The organism is Tunturiibacter empetritectus (assembly GCF_013410875.1).
GTDB classification, from domain to species: Bacteria; Acidobacteriota; Terriglobia; order Terriglobales; family Acidobacteriaceae; genus Edaphobacter; species Edaphobacter empetritectus.
In genome coordinates this window covers 1,199,691-1,218,178 of sequence record NZ_JACCCU010000001.1, presented here as the reverse complement: position 1 = coordinate 1,218,178, position 18,488 = coordinate 1,199,691, and the positions used below count along the sequence as shown (strand labels likewise).

General features: G+C 59.5%; 15 protein-coding genes. 4 read left to right on the top strand and 11 right to left on the bottom strand.

Annotated features, from left to right (window positions below; translation table 11 throughout):
* Positions 1 to 64 precede the first annotated feature (64 nt).
* Positions 65 to 1,066 (bottom strand): DHH family phosphoesterase, encoded by a 1,002-nt coding sequence (locus tag HDF08_RS05065; protein WP_179637472.1) that lies wholly within the window; start codon positions 1,064 to 1,066, stop codon positions 65 to 67.
* Between the two features lie 145 nt (positions 1,067 to 1,211).
* Here HDF08_RS05065 and HDF08_RS05060 point away from each other — a divergent pair, with 145 nt between their 5' ends.
* Entirely contained in the window at positions 1,212 to 2,246 is a 1,035-nt protein-coding gene (locus tag HDF08_RS05060; protein WP_179637471.1) for a CPBP family intramembrane glutamic endopeptidase, read from the top strand.
* A gap of 164 nt (positions 2,247 to 2,410) precedes the next feature.
* Here HDF08_RS05060 and HDF08_RS05055 read toward each other — a convergent pair whose 3' ends face one another.
* Positions 2,411 to 4,048, bottom strand: a complete 1,638-nt coding sequence (locus tag HDF08_RS05055; RefSeq protein ID WP_257030874.1) for a Na+/H+ antiporter — start codon at positions 4,046 to 4,048, stop codon at positions 2,411 to 2,413.
* 153 nt (positions 4,049 to 4,201) lie between these two features.
* Here HDF08_RS05055 and HDF08_RS05050 point away from each other — a divergent pair, with 153 nt between their 5' ends.
* A complete protein-coding gene (locus HDF08_RS05050) occupies positions 4,202 to 6,841 on the top strand; it encodes a penicillin acylase family protein (protein ID WP_179637470.1) in 2,640 nt (879 codons plus the stop codon).
* Between the two features lie 211 nt (positions 6,842 to 7,052).
* Positions 7,053 to 8,159: a WD40/YVTN/BNR-like repeat-containing protein gene (locus HDF08_RS05045; RefSeq protein WP_179637469.1), complete on the top strand. Its 1,107-nt coding sequence runs from the start codon at positions 7,053 to 7,055 to the stop codon at positions 8,157 to 8,159.
* Positions 8,160 to 8,204: 45 nt separating this feature from the next.
* Here HDF08_RS05045 and HDF08_RS05040 read toward each other — a convergent pair whose 3' ends face one another.
* The 6 genes from HDF08_RS05040 to HDF08_RS05015 form a co-directional block, all read right to left on the bottom strand.
* Entirely contained in the window at positions 8,205 to 9,404 is a 1,200-nt protein-coding gene (locus tag HDF08_RS05040) for a type II secretion system protein (RefSeq protein WP_257031045.1), read from the bottom strand.
* Between the two features lie 26 nt (positions 9,405 to 9,430).
* A complete protein-coding gene (locus HDF08_RS05035) occupies positions 9,431 to 10,063 on the bottom strand; it encodes a hypothetical protein (RefSeq protein ID WP_179637468.1) in 633 nt (210 codons plus the stop codon).
* On the bottom strand, positions 10,060 to 10,758 hold the full coding sequence (locus HDF08_RS05030; protein ID WP_179637467.1) for a hypothetical protein: 699 nt from the start codon (positions 10,756 to 10,758) through the stop codon (positions 10,060 to 10,062). The genes HDF08_RS05035 and HDF08_RS05030 overlap by 4 nt, the downstream gene beginning before the upstream one ends.
* Positions 10,755 to 11,510, bottom strand: a complete 756-nt coding sequence (locus tag HDF08_RS05025) for a PilN domain-containing protein (protein ID WP_179637466.1) — start codon at positions 11,508 to 11,510, stop codon at positions 10,755 to 10,757. The genes HDF08_RS05030 and HDF08_RS05025 overlap by 4 nt, the downstream gene beginning before the upstream one ends.
* The gene (locus HDF08_RS05020; RefSeq protein ID WP_179637465.1) at positions 11,510 to 12,634 is read right to left on the bottom strand and encodes a type IV pilus biogenesis protein PilM; all 1,125 of its coding nucleotides are present in this window, start codon (positions 12,632 to 12,634) and stop codon (positions 11,510 to 11,512) included. Before HDF08_RS05020 ends, HDF08_RS05025 begins: the two co-directional genes overlap by 1 nt.
* Before the next feature lie 112 nt (positions 12,635 to 12,746).
* A complete protein-coding gene (locus HDF08_RS05015) occupies positions 12,747 to 14,381 on the bottom strand; it encodes a GspE/PulE family protein (protein WP_179637464.1) in 1,635 nt (544 codons plus the stop codon).
* A 237-nt stretch (positions 14,382 to 14,618) separates the two neighbouring features.
* Here HDF08_RS05015 and HDF08_RS05010 point away from each other — a divergent pair, with 237 nt between their 5' ends.
* On the top strand, positions 14,619 to 15,182 hold the full coding sequence (locus tag HDF08_RS05010) for an HdeD family acid-resistance protein (RefSeq protein ID WP_179637463.1): 564 nt from the start codon (positions 14,619 to 14,621) through the stop codon (positions 15,180 to 15,182).
* A 209-nt stretch (positions 15,183 to 15,391) separates the two neighbouring features.
* On the opposite strand, the gene HDF08_RS05005 is transcribed toward HDF08_RS05010, so the two are convergent.
* The 3 genes from HDF08_RS05005 to HDF08_RS04995 all read right to left on the bottom strand — a co-directional run bounded on the left by HDF08_RS05005 (position 15,392) and on the right by HDF08_RS04995 (position 18,284).
* A complete protein-coding gene (locus HDF08_RS05005; protein WP_179637462.1) occupies positions 15,392 to 16,153 on the bottom strand; it encodes a DUF2959 family protein in 762 nt (253 codons plus the stop codon).
* 3 nt (positions 16,154 to 16,156) lie between these two features.
* Positions 16,157 to 16,828, bottom strand: coding sequence for a DUF2306 domain-containing protein (locus HDF08_RS05000; protein ID WP_179637461.1), 672 nt, complete (start codon positions 16,826 to 16,828; stop codon positions 16,157 to 16,159).
* 256 nt (positions 16,829 to 17,084) lie between these two features.
* A complete protein-coding gene (locus tag HDF08_RS04995; RefSeq protein ID WP_179637460.1) occupies positions 17,085 to 18,284 on the bottom strand; it encodes a type II secretion system F family protein in 1,200 nt (399 codons plus the stop codon).
* Positions 18,285 to 18,488: the final 204 nt, after the last annotated feature.

The window sequence follows — 18,488 nt, the reverse complement described above, 5'->3', positions numbered from 1 at the left end:
AATGCGTGGTGAACGTGGTGCGTTAGCCGTCACTTTTTCGCGACCGAAAAATACGCCAACTTTCTCAACTATTTTTTTCATGCCCGGTGGAAGCTGCTTGCAGCTCAGCCACGATCTCGCCGACGGCCTTTCGCGCTTCGTCTTCCCGATCAGGGGGGAAGCTGATTGCGCCTACACGAGCGTGTCCGCCGCCGCCATAGCGCTCGCAGATGGCAGCGAGATTGACCAGTTCGGAGGTCATCCGCTTGGTCCACGGGTTAGTGCCAACCGACACCTTGGTACGAAAGCTCGACTTGCTAAGTCCCACGTTGTAGGTTGCGTCGGGATGCAGATAGTACGGTATGAACTTGTTATAACCCTCGGTCGGCTGGTCGGTGATGTCGAAGGTGATCACACCATGGTCGACGGTGGCTCGCTGTTTGATCAGCTCGAGCGCTGCCCAGTGGCGGTCCATTAACGGACCCAACAGCGCCTGCACGATCCCTTGGTCCAGTACCTGTTGCAGACTCATCTCGGTCAAGATAGGAATCAGTTTCGGCACCAAGGTCGGGTCCGAGGAACTTTCGATCACCATCGTCAGCTTCATCGCCGGGGCGGCCATCTCTACCGCAGCCTTGGCGCTCTCGTACCGTGCACCGTCGACGATGTCGGCCCACTGGATCAGCTCCAGCACGGGGGCTGTGTTGAAGCCGAAGTTTAGCTGCGCGATGTCTGCGATCAGGCTGGTGCAGGAGATGTAGTTCGCGTTGAAGAACTTTCGCATACGCTGCGATCCATCGGCCTGTCCTGTTTCAAAGTTCTTCTGGTCTTCTGGCGTCAAAAACGCGCTCTGGTGATGATCGAACCACCACGTCACTTTGGGTGAGGCCGAGTATTTGAAGTCCACGATTGCATTTTCGCCGCTGCCGAAGTCGCCTTCGTCGAACAGCGCGCCGGTCCGGTGCACGAGTCCGTGATAGGAGTACGTGGTCGCCGTCTTCACGCACTCCCGGTGGAACCGCGTGAACAGCGAAGCCGAACAGGCTCCATCGAAGCACTTATCGTGATAAAAGATCTTGCAGTCCAAAATCGGCTCTCTCCCGCGCTTAACACCTTTCCGGAAGGTGTGAAGAGTCCAGCATAGCGCACCTGAATGACTGCTGATACCTATCGCTTCGCGGAACTTTTCGCGAGATCTTCTCGTACTTTAATCCATCTCCACGAGGATTCCCTTGCAGACCGATACCCAGTCTCCATCGTCCGACAATCCGCTGCCTCCCAGCCCGCAATCTACGATCGAGCGCCCCTCGCCAGCGCGCCATGTGTTCTTCGGCACCGACGGGCTTCGTGCTGGCTGGAGCATCCTGCTCTTCATTGCTATGTTCGCGGCGTTTATGTTCGTCGCGCACCTTATTGCAGTGAAGATTCATCCACCGACACATCAGAACTCACCAGACCACACCATCCCTTTCTACTTCATGTTTCTGAACGAAGCCGTTCCGCTGTTGGTAGTTGGAATCGTTACCTGGATCATGTCGAAGGTAGAACGCCGCCCGGTTGGCGTCTACGGGCTTGGAGGCACCAGGAAACTTCCTCACTTTGTCGCGGGCCTCGCCTGGGGCATCATCTGTCTTACGCCGTTCATCCTCATCCTCTGGAAGGCCGGTTTTCTTGTCTTCGATGGCCGCCTTCTTTTTGGCAGCGACATACTGCGTTACGGTGCGCAGTGGCTTGCCATGTTCTTTGCTGTCGGCCTGCTGGAGGAGTACGTCACTCGCGGCTATCTGCAGTACACGCTTACTCGAGGGTTGGCCGGCCTCTTTCGATCGGTCTTCAAGACCGCGCACAGCAACGTGCTCGCCTTCTGGGCTTCGGCACTTTTCTTTTCGATTCTCTTTGGCCTGGTCCACGGCAGCAACCCTGGTGAGTCGCCCGTCGGACTGCTGACTGCCGGGCTCGCTGCGATGATGTTCTGCCTTGTGTTGTGGCGCACGGGCTCTCTCTGGTGGGCGATCGGCTTCCATACCACCTGGGACTGGGGCCAATCGTTTCTTTACGGAGTAGCCGACAGCGGCATCATGATTAAGCATCATCTGCTCGCTACCCATCCCGTCGGCAAGCCTCTGCTGAGTGGAGGCACGACGGGTCCTGAAGGCAGCATCCTCATTCTGCCGATCATCGTGCTCATCGTTGCCGTCATCGTGTTTACGCTGCCTCGCACTAATGCCGGCTATATCAGGCTGCCGGAGCGTCCCGCCGAGTCATAAGATACTGCCTTGCCGGACCGGCCCACTTCGCGTGGGGCGGTCACTTCGTGACATGTATACCGCTCCGCGTGGTCCTCCCTTTGGTCGCGAAGATGATCATTCCGACCAACGGGAGGACCACGCAAAGCAGTAAAAAGGCGTGCGAACGCCCCGGCAGGACAGTCTTACGCGATCGGCGTTCCCTGATATCGCGTCTCTGCAAGGTCGAGCTCGCGCTCCATCGTTCGGAGCACATCGTCTCCAATGCGTCCGTTATCCCGCAGAGAGATGAGCGTGCGTCGCTCGGCCTGCAGGGCATCTTCCATAATGCTTCGCAGTCGCGTCATCGTCTCCCTATCAACAGCCTCCAGATCCCCCTCAGCGCCTCCGCCGACGGCTGCGAGTTTGTGCCGGTAGCGATGGATGAGGTCGTCGTATAAATGCTCCGCATCATGGCCATCGCGCTTACGCCCTTCTTCGAGATGGTGAACAGCCGCCCGTAGAACGATGCGCCGCGCCTCCTTCTCCTCAGGATCCATTCCCGCGTTTCCTGCAAGGCCCAACACACGAATCAAAGCGGGCAGCGTGAGACCCTGCAGTACCAGGGTGACGAGGATCACGCAGAAGGCGAGGAACACGATCAGGTTTCTCGTCTCGGACCTGCCGTCTCCGAGTATCTCGGGAACTGAGATTGCAGCTGCCAGCGCAAGTACCCCGCGCATCCCTGTCCAGCCCACGACGAAGACCTCGCGCGGCTGCAACTCCTCTTCCTTGTGTTTCATCCAGCGTCGATCGACAAACGCTGCGATCTTGAAGACCGGGAAGACCCATACCATTCGCAACACGATCAGCACGACGCTGAAGACGGCTCCGTAAAAGATCAGCGTTCCCTTGCTGAACCGTCCGTGGATTCCGGCCAGCACATAGGGGAGCTGCAGGCCGATGAGCACAAAGACCAGCCCATTCAACATGAAGGTCAACGCATCCCACGCCCCAACGACCTGTAACCGCACTGCCGGCGAGAAGAACTCTGTACTCTTGCGGCTCATGTAGATTCCGCACGCGACTACTGCTAAAACTCCCGATGCCTTCGCGTGCTCTCCTGCGAGGTAGGCTGCGTAGGGAACGACGAGACTGACGACCAGCTCGACCGGGCCGTCGTCGATGAACTTCTCCAGCCAGCCGACGATAATGCCGATCAGCAGGCCGATTAGAAGCCCTCCGATGACTAGATACAGCAGTCTGAAGAGACCGCCGCCGAGAGTTGGCGTCTGTCCCCCCTGGATGATGCCAATCCCTATCTCGAGGGCGAGCAGGCCGGTAGCATCGTTGAGCAGACTCTCCCCTTCGAGGATGTCGACGATGCGTCGGGGAAGGCCGATGGATTTTGCGATCGAGGTCGCGGCGATCGCATCTGTTGTGGCGACCACGGCGCCGAGCAGAAAGCCTGCCTTCCAGTCGAGCGCGGTGATGAAGTGGTCAGAGAAGAAGGCGACTCCCCAGACGGTGAAGCCGACCAGGCCGAACGCCAGCAGGCCGATTACTACTCCGTTGCGGCGAAACTCGCGCCAAGACATCGACCAGGCGGAGGAGTAAAGCAGCGGCGGCAGAAAGACGACGAAGACAACGTCGGGATCGAGCGGTACGCGTGGCATGCGTGGCAGGAAGCTGATGATGAGCCCCGCCAGCACCAGCACGATGGGATAAGGCACCTTGAGCCGCCGCGCCATTGCCGCAAAGCAGGCGACCAGCATCAGCAGCAGCAGAATGACCGTCTCGACAGCATGAAGACTCGATCCAGCTTCCATGACACCCCCGTTCATGACACCCGGTTCCAGGCCCGCACCGCGTTCCAAACCAGATCACATCTCGTACTGATGTAGTTGATGCTAAGTAAATCAGATTAAATGATGTGTGCAGTGATCTGTCGAGTTTGCGCGTCGATCCCGCTCTCCATTTACACTTCGATCAAAGCTATGAATCCGTACGAATCGATCGCCGCAGCCTCCCCGGAAGAAGCCCGCACCGCCCTGCAGGTTCGACGCAGACGGATCTTTTATCGACTTGTGGTCATTTTTACTTTGCTTGTATTGATCTTCGGCCTGGTTGGTTTCTTCTATGCGCGGCACTGGACGCGCAAGGCAATGCGGGATGCTCTGCCGCAGGTGGATGGAGCGATCTCTGTCGCGGGGTTGTCCGCGCCGGTCTCGGTCGAGCGCGATGACCATGGAGTTCCGCACCTTCGGGCGAGTTCGCTGGACGATCTGGTGATGGCGCAGGGGTACGTGACGGCGCAGGATCGGCTGTGGCAGATGGATGCGCTGCGCCGGCATGCGTCCGGCAGTCTTGCGGAGATACTTGGAGCGCCGCTGATTCCGCATGATCGGGCGCAGCGTACTCTGCGGATTCGCGCCTCCGCCGACCGTGCGCTTGCTACTCTTCCAGCTGATCAGCTTCATCTGCTGGAGCGGTACTCCGCTGGCGTGAATGCGTCCATCGCCGACCAGAGCGCACATCTGCCGCTGGAGTTTCGCCTGCTGCGTTATGAGCCCGCACCGTGGACACCGCGGGACAGCCTTCTGATTGGGCTGGTGATGTTTCAGGATCTGACCAACAGCTTTCCGCAGCAGCTGAATCGCGAGGCGCTGACTGCGCGGCTTCCGTCGCATCTGGTTGGGGATCTCTATCCTGTGGGCTCGTGGCGCGACCACCCGCCGGCTCTGCCTATGGTTGATCTCACAGCGCCGCAGCAGGATATTCCGGACATTCCGCTTGATGAATCGCAGACGAAGCTTCGCAGGCCGGAGCTTTCTACGGTGAGTGCGGAGGATCTGCTTGCGCTGCAGGAGACGCTCAAGAACCCAGTCTGCGAGGGCTGTTTTGCAGGGTCGAACGACTGGGTTGTCGCGGGCGCGCATACGGCTACCGGCAAGCCACTGCTCTCAAATGACATGCATCTGACGCACAATATTCCGGGGATCTGGTATCAGGCGGATCTCGAAGCGCCTGTGCCGAATGGAGATCTTCACGTCTCCGGCGTCTCGCTGCCGGGGGTCCCGTTTATCATCGTCGGCCACAACGCCCATGTTGCGTGGGGGTTCACGAATCTCGGCGCCGAGGTGCAGGACGTGTATGTCGAACACACGCGTGGCAGCGGCGACGCGATGGAGTATCAAGCGGCAGACAACAGCTGGCATGCGGTGATTCATCAGCAGGAGGTTCTCCACGTCAAAGGGGCGAAGGATGTTGTTCTTGATGTGCCTGCGACTCAACACGGCGGCGTGAATACGCCGATCATCTCGGGCATCTTTCCCAGCGAGAAGCGCAGCCTCTCCCTCCGTTGGACGATCTACGACCCTGCAAACATCACACCATCGTTTTTGGCCATCGATACGGCGACTGACGGCGTCGGCCTGGTCGCTGCTTTCTCCAGCTTTGGCGGCCCTGCGCAGAATCTCGTCTATGCGGACGATCAGGGTCACATCGGCTACCATGCCGTCGGAAAGATTCCGATTCGCGGCAATATTGCGACACCAAGCCCCATCAGCCCGGTTCCCAGCGACGCACTCGACGCTACGCAGGAGTGGGCTGGCACGATTCCCTACGAGATGCTTCCCCGTGCGGTGGACCCGTCCAACGGCATCCTCGCCACCGCCAATGCACGTGTCACCGGCGACGACTACCCCTATCCGATCACCCTAAACTGGACCGCTCCTTATCGCAACGAACGCATCTGGAAGGTTCTTACGGCACGCGCCGCCGAGACGAAAGACCACCTCACGGCGGCCGACATGCTAGCGCTCCAGACCGACGTGTACTCTGACGTCGATCACGTCATCGCGCAGCGTCTTGCCTACGCCATCGATCACGTCACCAAGTCCGAGTTCACGACCGAAAAGACTGCCTCGAAGCATCTTCATCAGGCGGCGGATCTCCTCCGCGACTGGAACGGCAACGTCGACGCAGATGCTGCCGCCCCCGCCATCGTGGTCGCCACTCGAGCCGCGCTGTGGTCGCTCCTGCTCGACCCGCAACTCAGCGCGCAGCCTCAAACCAAATCGGACCTTCAGCCTAACGGCCCTCGCACCGGAGCAGCTCTCTATACCTGGGGCAACAAGGCCTACGCAGAAGAGTGGCTCATCATGCACACGCCCGGCCGCTGGCTTCCCCCGGCGTATTCCACCTGGGATGACCTGCTCACTGCCGCCGTCTCAAAGGCCCTCGCCGACAACCACGCTCCCGTCGACCTCGCGAAGTGGCGCTATGGTCAGTTCCGTCCCATCGACATCGAGCATCCCATCTACAGCCAGTCTCCGATCCTTCAGCGCGTCCTTGGCCTGCCCACCAGCCCCGGCCTCCAGCCCCAGAGCGGCGACGACGTCACCGTCAAGCAGGTAGGCCGCAGCTTCGGCCCCTCCGAGCGCTTCACCGCCGACCTCTCCGATCTCGACCACAGCACCTTCAACCTCGTCCTCGGCGAGTCCTCAAATCCAATGAGTGCCTGGTTCATGGATCAATGGCCTGCCTGGTACCACGGCACAACCTTCTCCATGCCCTTCAGCCACGCCGCAGTCGATGCCGCCACCACCCACACCCTGACCCTCACGCCAAGGTAATGCCGCGCCTATTTCCCCCGACCAACGGGAGGACCAGCATCGTCCCCCCAACCAAGAAAAGGTACACAAGTCACGAAGTGACCGCCGCCCGCGCAGGGCGCCCGTCCGGCAGGACCTTGGAACGTTGTTGCCACACGTCTGTCGATCGTCTCCGAGTTAGCTCTTCGGCACCTTCTAACCGCAGACGAACCCGTCATACACTAATCAGCAGATGCGATCCTCTCACCTTTTTCTGGCCCTCACTCTGACGACTACACAAGCTGCAAGCTTGGCCTACGCACAGTGGGATATCGAAGAGTCCCACACCACGGCCAGCCTGCGTGGCATTCACAACGTCGGCGGAGGAGTCGCATGGGCCAGCGGCAGCAACGGCACAGTGCTCCGCACCGAAGACGGCGGCTATCTCTGGCAGACCTGCACGATCCCGCCCGGCGCAGACAAGCTCGACTTCCGCGGCGTCCAGGCCTTCGACGAAAACACCGCCATCGTCATGTCCAGCGGCCCCGGCGACCAATCCCGCCTCTACAAAACCACCGACGGCTGCCAAACGTGGAAGCTGGTCTTCACTAATCCGGACAAAGATGGTTTCTGGGACGCGATTAAGTTCCAGACAAATTCCTGGGGATGGATACTCGGCGATCCAGTGAACCATCAGTTCATCCTGCTCGCGACCTTCGATGGCGGTCTTCACTGGCAGTCCGTGAAACAGCCCGGGCTCGCCGAACCGGAGGGCGGAGGCGGAGCCTTTGCTGCCAGCAACTCCTTGCTCGTCGCTCAGCTGCCTCTCCTATTTGGTACAGCCCGTGGATGGCTCTATGGCGGCGGCTCTACCTGCACGATGGGCCTCGTACAAGATCATCCTCAGTCCTGCATCGATCTCTTCGATTTTCAGAAAGCGCGCCTACCCATCGCTCATGACAGCGACTCTGCAGGTATCTTCTCTCTCGCAGCATTCAACTGGACACAGATCGCTGTTGGTGGTGACTACAAACTACCTGATCTCTCCGTAGGAACCGCCGCGTTCTCTCCAGACCTTGGTCAACACTGGCATCCCGCCCAGACTCTGCCCCACGGTTACCGTTCAGCCGTAGCCTACGACGCCACCCAAAAACTATGGATCACCGTAGGCCCCAACGGCACTGATATCTCCACCGACGACGGAAAGAACTGGCGTCCGCTTACACCCTCATCCACTGATCCTGCGGATGCTGACAAGAACTGGAATGCGCTCTCGCTTCCCTTCGTCGTAGGTCCGCATGGACGTATTGGCCGCCTGCGCGCTATCGATCAAAAGACAATCGTGACAAAGAAACCGTAGTCGCCGATGACAACGATTCCCGGCCCGCCATCGAGCCGCAAAGAACTACTGAGGCTGTTGTGGCGTAGTCGGCGTCGTTGTTCCACTCCCTTGCGTACCCGAAGTCGGAGACGATCCGAAGCTCGAACCCGACGACGATCCAAAGCTTGAGCCTGAAGAAGAGCCGCCAGAAGAAGACCCAAACGACGATCCTGAAGAAGATCCGAAACTCGAGGAACCAGATGAGCCGAAGCTTGAGGTTCCCGTCCCTGCGCCTCCAACCCCGGAGTTCAGTGAACCGGCAGACCCCAGACCCTGGGTTCCTCCGCCCAGCAGCCCCGCAGCCGCCTTCATCTGCTCAATCCGAGGATCGTAGATAAACTCCCACGTGTTGTACGACGTCTGCTCATTCAACACCTTGATCGACGTCCCCTCCTTCGGGATTCCCACGCCGACAAACGGCGCGCCGCCTCCCGAAAACCCACCGGACGACTGGCTGGCAATCCCGGCTGCCGACCCCAGTGTGCTGGGAGCACCCGTCCCAGTCGAGGCCGTTCCTGAGTTATCCGTTGACCCGGTGGTCGCTCCCGTCGCCGTGCCCCCTCCCGCGCCTGAGCCAGAAGCTCCAGCTCCCGCCGTACTCCCCAAACTCGCTCCGGCGGAGCTTGAGCCTCCTAACGTAGCTCCGGAAGAACCACCAAATGCGCTCGACCCACTCGACCCCGACGAACCGAACGCGCTCCCACTCGCAGAGCCAAACGCGGAGTTCGAACCAGCGGCCCCTGCGCCGATACCTCCTGCCGAGGCCTGTCCCGCGGCTGAACCCAACCCAGGCGCAAGGCCCGTCAGCGGCTGGCCAAAGAATCCCTTCACTGTCGTCTTCGCCTCGCCGACGTGAATCAATCGCCAGTCCGCCTTGCCCGTGAAGGGGTCTACATACTCCTGCCGCAGATACTTCACGGGAGTGCCTTTGGCCAACGCATCCATGGTGCCGGGATACGTGTTGTTCTTGCGGTAGTAGAGCTGGATCGCGCGCACGTACTGGTTTCCGCGATGCACGGCCTCTACTTCTTTCTCGCGGCGCAGCCCCTGCACCGCCTTTGGGGCGGCAATACTCAGCACCAGCAGAATGATGAAGATCGCGACGATCAGCCCCACGAGCATGAAGCCTTGCTCCCCTTGCCACTCGTCGGCGCACACAGCAGCCTGCGCAAGATCGCGCGGGATACGATCCTCGAGAAAAAACCGGGAGCAAAGTCTCTTCATCACGTCTACCTCAGGCGTCAGCTGCTTTACCGCGCCAGCAGCGGTAATGTCTGCGTGTTGTTATTCGCCATGTCCTCAACGACTACCGAGTTGGCTGAGATCGTCACAACCTTATACCGCCGCTGCACGATGTCGCCATCGGAGGCCAGGAACACATCCTCTCCATGCAGAAGAAACGCCCGGCGGGTTCCATTCGCGGCAGTCGCTGTGCCGAAGAACTTCAAGTCGATTGGAGGTGGCGGTGGCGGCCCTGGAGGAGGTGGCGGTGGACCCGGCGGCGGAGCCTTTACCGCTCGCACCGACGCTATCGGCTTCGGAATCTCCACCGGCGCCGAGTTCGCCGAGAAGATATTTCGTCCGCTGCCCGAGTACACCAGCGACTCAGTCACCAGCATCGCATCCATTCGCAGCGTCGGATCAAGCTGTGCCGAGGTGGTCCCCAGCTTCTTCGCCGCCGCGCCCGCGATGTTTCCCGACGGCAGTGCGACAGCCGCTCCAGCAGCAGGAGCAGATCTAGCAGGAGCCGTCACGACAACAGGAGGCGCGATCGGTGCAGGGCTGTCGTCACGCAGCTCGTAGTACAAAATTCCTGCCGCTACCAGCACGAACGCGCCGATGATACCGCCCTTCTTCTGTTGATCCGCAGTCAGCCCCATCATCGCCGGCCTCCCGCAGCAGTACCTTCCGAGGCGCTGTCAGCCGCCTTCTCCTCCGCACCCGCCAAAATCTTCTCCGAGCCTTCGGTCCCTACCGGCGACCGCAGATACGTCGTCAGCCGCAGCCGCAGCCCGACCGTCCCACTCTGCTGTCCAGTCAGCGTCAGCCCGGTGATCAGGAAGAACATCTTGTCCCGCTCCAGCGAGTTGATAAACACCACCAGCGGCCGATAATCTCCGCTCAAACTTGCATCCATGCGCGCCTCGGTCAGCGCGCCGGCGGTCCCATCCATCACCGGAGAGTAGGCATACTGCACCCGCGTGAGCTTCACCCCTTGCTTCTTCGCCAACGCACCCAGCTCGCCGGCCACCTCGGAGTTCGCAAACGGCAGACGCTGTTTGTAGAACTTGTCCGCATCCTTGGTAGCCTGCGCCAGCTTCTCGTCCAAACCTTCCAGTGGCTGCTTTGCAATCTCGGCGGTCTTCATCTGCACTGTCTGATCCGCAAGCGCAGCCGCATCTTCGCTGTTCGCTGCTCGCCACGCAAACGCCATGTGCGCCAGCAGGTATAGATTCACCAGCCCCAGCGCCACCGCTCCAGCGATGTGGAAGTTCTTCAGCGTGCCCAGACGGCTTGCCTTTTCGGCCCACTGCTTGGCCGCAACTGCGGACCGTTTCTTCTCCGCTACCGTTGTCATCGTGGCGCTCCCTTCTGCGTTGGAGCCTTCACGCCGGTCCTTGGAGATGCGGCAGGAGAAACACTCTTCAGAGCCCTCTTCTTCTTCACGCCATCCGCAGGCGAATCACTCTTCGCTGTGCCGCCTTTGACCTTAGCTGCAACATCTTTCGTTGATTTTTCCGGCAGCGGGTTATATCCGCTCAACACATCGAACTGCACCGCGCCCGGAACCGTCACCTGCGCCGCACTCCGATTGCCCTCCTGCGTCTGCGCCTGCTCCGACGCCAGCCTCGGCGACAGGAACCGCTGCGACGTCTCCAGATTCCTCACCAGCTGCACTGCCTTGTCGCGATCCCCACTGACCCGCAGCCGAATATTCACATCGCCTTCCTTCGTAATCACAGGATCGATGCTCGTCACCTGCACCCCAACCGGAAGCACACGTTCAAGATCCATCATCACGGCCGTCCAGCTGAAGCTCTTATCCGCAAATATCTCATTCAGATATCGCGATCGCTCCAGCACCGCCATATTCTGCGGCTGCCGCATCCTGGCCTCGTTCGCCTGACGTTCCTGCTGGAACCTCTGCGTCTTCGCCTTCAGCGCATCCATCTGCCCCTGCGCCACCTTCGCCTTCGCATTCAACGAGTGCAGCGCAAACCCCAGCCCCACCGCCAGCAGAGCCAGCACCACCATCGCCAGCCGCAGCTTCGCAAACAACGGCCTCAGCTCAATAAACGGTCGGTTCGCAAGATTGACAGAGATCCGCATCAGTTCTTCAGCGCTCCCCGGACGCCGGCCAGCCAGCCTCGCGGCACACTCGCCGTCACCGCTCCCGCCTCCATCATTCCTGCGTCCATCATCTCGCGCACCCGAAGGCCCTCCAGCCCATTCTCTTCAGCCGCCGTCGTCAGCGTCCCCGCATCCAGCGTTCCCGCCATCAACAGCTGCTCCGGTGCCGACTGCAACGAATCCTCAAAGTAAGCTGCCGCCACACTCACCGCCTGCGCCACCTCTCGCGCTGCCGCCTGGGCCTCAATCTCCCGCACCAAAGCCGAGTTCATCACCGAAGGTGGCATCGCAGACGGCGCATCAAATTGCTCCCATCCCTCCGGCCCCAGCGGCTCCTGCCGCGCCCACTCCTGCACCGAACTCTCCCGGTCCACCAGCGGTAACGCACTCCCAACAAGCTCCACCGGACCACCAGCCCCCGCGCCCAGATCCACCGACCGATGCAGCAGCAGAACTCCCGCCTGCACGATCGCCGTCGTCACCGAACCCAACCCAGCATTGACCACCAGCACCGGCGACGGCGTCTCATCGAGGCCAGCCAGCGCGGCCAGCGTACTCGGCAGCACCGCGCCCGGCAGATACCCCGCAGCCAGCACCATCGCCTCATACTCCTCGAGCACAGCCTTCGGCATCGCTACCGCCAGCAGCCGGATCGTTCCCTTCTCGCTCGACATCACCTGGTAGCTCACCATCGCGTCATCCGCGTCGAAGGGCAACAGCTTCTTCAAACGAAACCGCACCAGCGGCAGCGCCTCGGCCGCCTTGGTAGGTAGTTGCTCGAAGTCCAGAAACAGCACCCGCACCGCCGAATCCGGCACAATCAGGGTCACATCGCGCAACCGGCCCGCACCCCGCTCCGCCCGTTCCACTCCGCGCCCCGAGACCGTATCGAGCGCCTTCTTAACCGCAGCAGTCACCGAACTTTTATCGACGAGATTGCCCGCCTTCAGCCCCGGCGCAACCACACCATTCGCCAGATCCACTCGTGCCACAGAGGTCAGCAGAGCCGCCGCATCCTCGGCCCGCGCCGCCACAACGCCCTCTGCGCGAACCTCAACCGCCAGCCGCGGCCGCGTGCCCAATGTCTTCGGTAAAATTTCCATTCCGTCCTAGACTACCTTGCTCTATCGATTGTCACTACGTCACCAACATGGTGCGCTGTGTCAAATCGTACTTCGCGGCCCGCCTGTACCGTCCCGCCCTTATCTTCCCGCCCTACCGTCCTGCCTCGATAAACGTAACCTTGTTGATCTCCTTCAGCGTCGTAATCCCGTCCCTTACTCTCTCCAGCGCCGAATCCCTTAGAAAAGCCATCCCTTTCTGCTTGGCCTTCTTGCGAATCTCGCTTCCCGGCTTCTTCGCCAACAGCATCTCGCGAATCTCGTCATCCAGCTCCAGCAGTTCGTGGATCGCCGACCGCCCACGATACCCCGTCCCGCCGCACTCAATGCAACCCGGTCCCTCGCGAAAGTTGAACCCGCGCCACTCGTGCAGATCCAGACCGCTCGCCAACAGTTCGGCATCGCTATAGTGCACATCTCTCACGCAAAATTCACAAACCTGCCGCACCAGCCGCTGCGCCAGAATACAGTTCAACGCCGAAACAAAGTTGTAAGGCTCAACACCCATGTTCAAAAACCGACCCAGCACATCGACCACGTTATTCGCGTGCACCGTTGTAAACACAAGGTGTCCCGTCAGCGCGGAGTTGATGGCAATCTGCGCCGTCTCCGCATCGCGAATCTCTCCGACCAGAATCTTGTCCGGGTCATGCCGCAGAATCGACCGCAGCCCTCGCGCAAACGTCAGCCCCTTCTTCTCGTTCACCGGAATCTGCGTAATCCCGCGGATCTGATACTCGACCGGATCTTCAATCGTGATGATCTTATCTTCTTCCGATTTGATCTCGTTCAACGCCGCGTAAAGAGTCGTCGTCTTACCCGAACCCGTCGGCCCAGTCACCAGCACCATGCCATACGGCTCTTTGATGTACCGCCGAAACCGTTCAAGATCCTTCGCCGCAAACCCCACCACATCTAGCGACAGCGACTTAAACTTCTCCGACATCGACTCTTTATCGAGCACACGCAGCACAGCATTCTCGCCATGCACCGTCGGCATAATCGACACACGAAAGTCGATCAACCTGCCCTTGTAGCGAACGCGGAAACGTCCGTCCTGCGGCACGCGCCGCTCTGCAATATCCAGCTCGCTCATAACCTTGATACGAGAAAGAATCGTCTGGTGATGCTCCCGCGCAATCGGAGCCATCGCCTGCTGCAACACGCCGTCGATGCGGTACTTCACCAGCAACGAATCATCAAAAGTCTCAAGGTGAATATCCGAGGCGCGCCGCTCGAGCGCGGTAAAGATCGTCGTATCCACCAGACGAATGATTGGCGAGATATCGTCTTCGCTGGTCAGCCGCTCAATCGAGATATTCGAGTCCTGGTTGTCGTCTCCCGACAACACGTCGAATGCAAGACCCTCACTGGCCTCGTCGAGCACCCGCTGGCTCTGCTCGGTCTTCTTCAGCAGTTCGGTGATCTGGCTCAGGGTTGCGACCCGTGTCACCAGCCGCTGCCCCAACAGCCCGGAGATCTCGTCCAGCACCATCAGCTTCGAAGGATCGGAGACCGCGATGGCGAGCTTGCCCTCCATCTGCTCCAGCGGCACAAAGTTGTACCGGAACATCATGTCCACAGGCACGCTCTTGAACAGCTCATGCGAGATCTTGAAGTTCTTCAGGTCCACAAAATCAGCACGATAGCGCCGCGCCAGCAGCTGCGCCCGCTCCACCTCGCCCATCCCCGCTTCATTGATCGGTATTGCCAACGGTGCCATTGCCATATCCGTAAGACTCCCTTTGTAACTAACCGTCACTCACACCTTCGCGTCATTCACAGTGTGTTCAAACGGCTTTTTCTACGCGAACCGTTTCTACGAAAACTTTGCTCAAAATCCAGGACTCGTCGAAGACGAAAACTGTCGTCCAGTCTTCTATTATTCAGCAGAATCACCTCTTATGGTATCCTCCGCCCAACTACGTTTGGGCTCAGCAACCTACGTCTTTTGGAGGACTACTCTATGAGTACCTACCCGCCGACCCTCTCCGCTCTCGCTCCAAAAGCCATCAACTGGTCCATCGCCCTCAGTATTCTGCTGATCCTGGCCGGCCTCTTCGCGATCCTCGTTCCGCCATTTTCCGGCCTCGCGGTCACCCTCATCTTCGCGTGGGCCATGATCATCAGCGGAATCACCCACTTCGTCTTCGCCTTCAAGACCCATACCACCGGCGGCGTGCTCTGGGAGCTGCTCGTCGGCGCCATCTACCTCTTCACCGGAATCTATCTTCTGCTGCACCCACTCGACGCGCTCATCGTCCTCACGCTGATCCTTGCCGTCTACCTGGTCTTCGAAGGAATCGTGGAGATCATCCAGTCGTTCCAGCTTCGCCCCCGCCACGGAGCGAGCTGGCTGTTGTTCGACGGCGTCATCACGCTGATCCTCGCCATCATGATCTGGCGCTCGTGGCCTGCGAGCACGGTCTGGGTCATTGGAACGCTGGTCGGCATCAGCATGATCTTTAGCGGCTTCTCGCGCCTCATGCTCTCGCTCGCTGCCAAACGCGCGCTTAATCAAAGCCTCTAAAAGATAGCGTCCTGCCGGACGGGCCTCCTACGCGGAGAGCGGTCACTTCATGACGCGTGTACCCCTTCGGTTGCTCCTCCCGTTGGTCGGAAGGAAGATGACGCCGAGCATCGCGAGGCCCCCATGCTGATGATCCTGCCAGGACCGGTATACAAGTCACGAAGTGACCGCCCCACGCGCAGTGGGCCCGTCCGGCAGGACATCATCTTTTAAGGCTGATCCGCATTCAAAGAATTAATCAACGTATCCGCCTGCGCAATCGACGCATCCAGACTCACCATCAGCACATCTACATCCGTCGACATCTGAGCCGAAGTCCCCTTCAACGACCCAATCGCCCGCGCATTCAAATTGTGCTTCAAAAACGTCACCTGATCCCGAAACGCCGTAATCACCGGCGTCATCCGCGCCTCCGTCTGCCGCATCGACTTGATATACCCCGCCTCACTCAGCCGCGACTGCCGTAGCATCACCGCCGACTGCGCCTTCAGCTTCTTGTTCTCCATCCCATCGATCTCCTTCTGCCACTCCTTGAAGAGATCCCCCGAAACCTGATCGATCGAGTCGATGCGGTTATGCAACTTCTGCGCACTATCCGCAGCCTTTTCATACTCTCCATTCAACTTCTTGTAGTTCTTCTCGAGCGACCCACCCTGAAACCCGGTCAACGCCTGGAACGACTCCATCGTCGTCTTGATCTGTTCCTTCGCCTGCTGTTGATCCTTCTTCGAGTCCTTCACGCGCGACACCAAAATGTCCCGCTTCTCTTTGCCAAACGTCTTCATCGCCTTGTAGTACGAGCTCGTACACCCACTCAGCAACATCAGCGGAGCCACCGCCGCCACGCCTCGCAACACCCAACGCCGAGAGATCACAGTCAACTCCTCCACCCGTCCAAGCTTGACGAATTGTAACCTCTCCCCCGAATCCACCCGAATCTCTTGAATCAACGGAAGATCAGCCCGAATCAATCTCTAACCTGCAACAGGAAGCCGATTGCCCCTCGAGCGCAGCCACAGTTCGATAGCAATCGTGTTGATCGAAAATCCAATCCAGAATGCAATGCCGAAGAACTGCGCCGGCTCGAGATGCGTCAACCGGCTCGTCGCAAAAAACACACCCATCCCCGGCCGCGTGGTTGCAATACCAAGAAGAATCGCAACCGCCCGCAACATCCAGCGCATCCGTTCAACCGCATCGCCGCGTCGCACAGCCACGAAGGCCCGCAGCAGCGAAAACAGGAAGAGACTATTGAACAACAGAACCGCCGACCGCTCCACCCACCCTCCTACCGGATAAGCGCTCATGGCATACGCGGTAACTCCCACCCAGGCTCCCAGCGGAAAGAACAACCGCTCCGCCCACATCGTCGTCGGTCGTTGCAACAACACCAACGGACTCAGCAGAACAAACGCCATCGCTGGAACAATATGCGCCAGCGTCAAAGCAGCGTGCGACGCAAACACTGCATCAAGGGCTGCCGTAGGCGACAATCCACCAGACCCACCCTGCCCAGGATGAGCAAGCACCGCCACTCGACGCAGCACCACCGCAACCGCAATCACAACGCAGATCCAGAAGCCCACCTTCAGCCACGCAGGATAGACACCACGAGCCACCCCTTCTACCGGAGCATTAGCGCTCATATGCCCTCCTATCCTTGAGCTACAAACCCCCGCGCAGACTTGCGAGGGCAACCAGAATACGCAGCGAAGTACCTTCAGGTGCGCCCTGCGCGGGCAGCGGTCACTTCGTGACGTGTATACCGGCTTCGCCCTAGACCTCCCGATGGTCGGCACATAGATTTCAAGCGACCACCGGGAGCAGCGATCCAAAGGAGGTATACCCGTCACGAAGTGACCGCCCCGCGCGTAGCGGTCCCGGCCGGAAGGCCAAGATCATCTACTGGCCGCCCGAACCACCCGCACTCAAACTGAAGATCGGCAGATAAAGCGCAATCAAAATCGTCGTCACCACCAGCCCCATCATGATCAAGATCAGCGGCTCAATCAGACTCATCGCCGCCGTCAGATTAGTCTGCACATCCTCCTCAAAGAACTCCGCCACCGAGTTCAACATCTGCGGCAGCGCACCAGTCGACTCGCCCACCTCGATCATCTCGATCGCCAGCTCCGGAAATACCTTCGTCGCCTGCAAGCTCACCGACAAGCCCTTGCCCTCGCGAACCGTCTCCACCGACTTGTAAACCGCACTCGCAATCTGCCGCGAATCAATCGACTTCGCCGCCGTCTCAAGCGAAGGCACCAACGGCAAACCACCCGTCAACAGCGTAGACAGAGTCCGCGAAAACAACCCCACCTGATACTTCAGCCATACACTGCCAAACACCGGCAGCTTGATCCGAATCTTATCGATCAGGCTCGCCCCAGCATCCGTCTTCGACCACCGATAAAGCAAAAATCCAACCGCCCCCACCACCACCGCAACATAAATCCCGTAAGCCTGCGCCTCCCGCCCCAGGTCCAGCAGAAACGTAGTCAGCGCCGGCAGCTTCGTCCCCAGCTGGTCATAGAGCTGCGCAAACCGCGGCACCACAAACGTGATCAGAAAGATAAACAACCCAATCACCATCACTACCAGCAGCGCCGGATAGATCAAACTCGCCTTCAGCTTCTTGCGGAACGTCAGCGACACACGCTGAAAGTCCAGAAACCTCTGCAACACCTCTTCCAGATTTCCCGACCGCTCCCCCGCCAGCAGCGTCGTCGTATACACAATCGGAAATCCGCCCTGCGCCTCAAACGCCTGCGAGATCGACTCCCCCGTCTTCACCCGCGCCGCCACGTCCTCCAGCTGCGCGCGAAAGTGCGGAATCTTCTGCCTCTTGCCCAGCAGCTCCAGCGACCCCAAAATCGGCAACCCAGCCTTAATCAACGTCAGAAACTGTTGATTGAAGACCAGGAACGTCTCCAGCTTCACCTTCTTCTTGCTAGCCCCGAGCGCACTCTTCGCCTTGACGGAATACACGAAGTATCCTGCATGGGTAAACCGCGCCTTCAGCTCCTCCGCGGTAGCCGCCGCATGGCTCTGCTCCATCACCCGTCCACGCTCATCCGCCAGCTTGATCACAAACTCAGTCATAGAACCTACGGCACCCGTCTCCGCTCAAAGCTACTTCGTCCATCTTAGACGTTCCCACATCCAAAACGCGTCTCCGAAGGACACACGTTACTATCCCCCAAACAGGTCATAAGATTTCTCAACGACCGCAAACCCCGCTCCTGTATTATCTGGGTGACATTTCGTCGCCATAAATAAATCTTTTTGGCGGCATGACGCCGCATA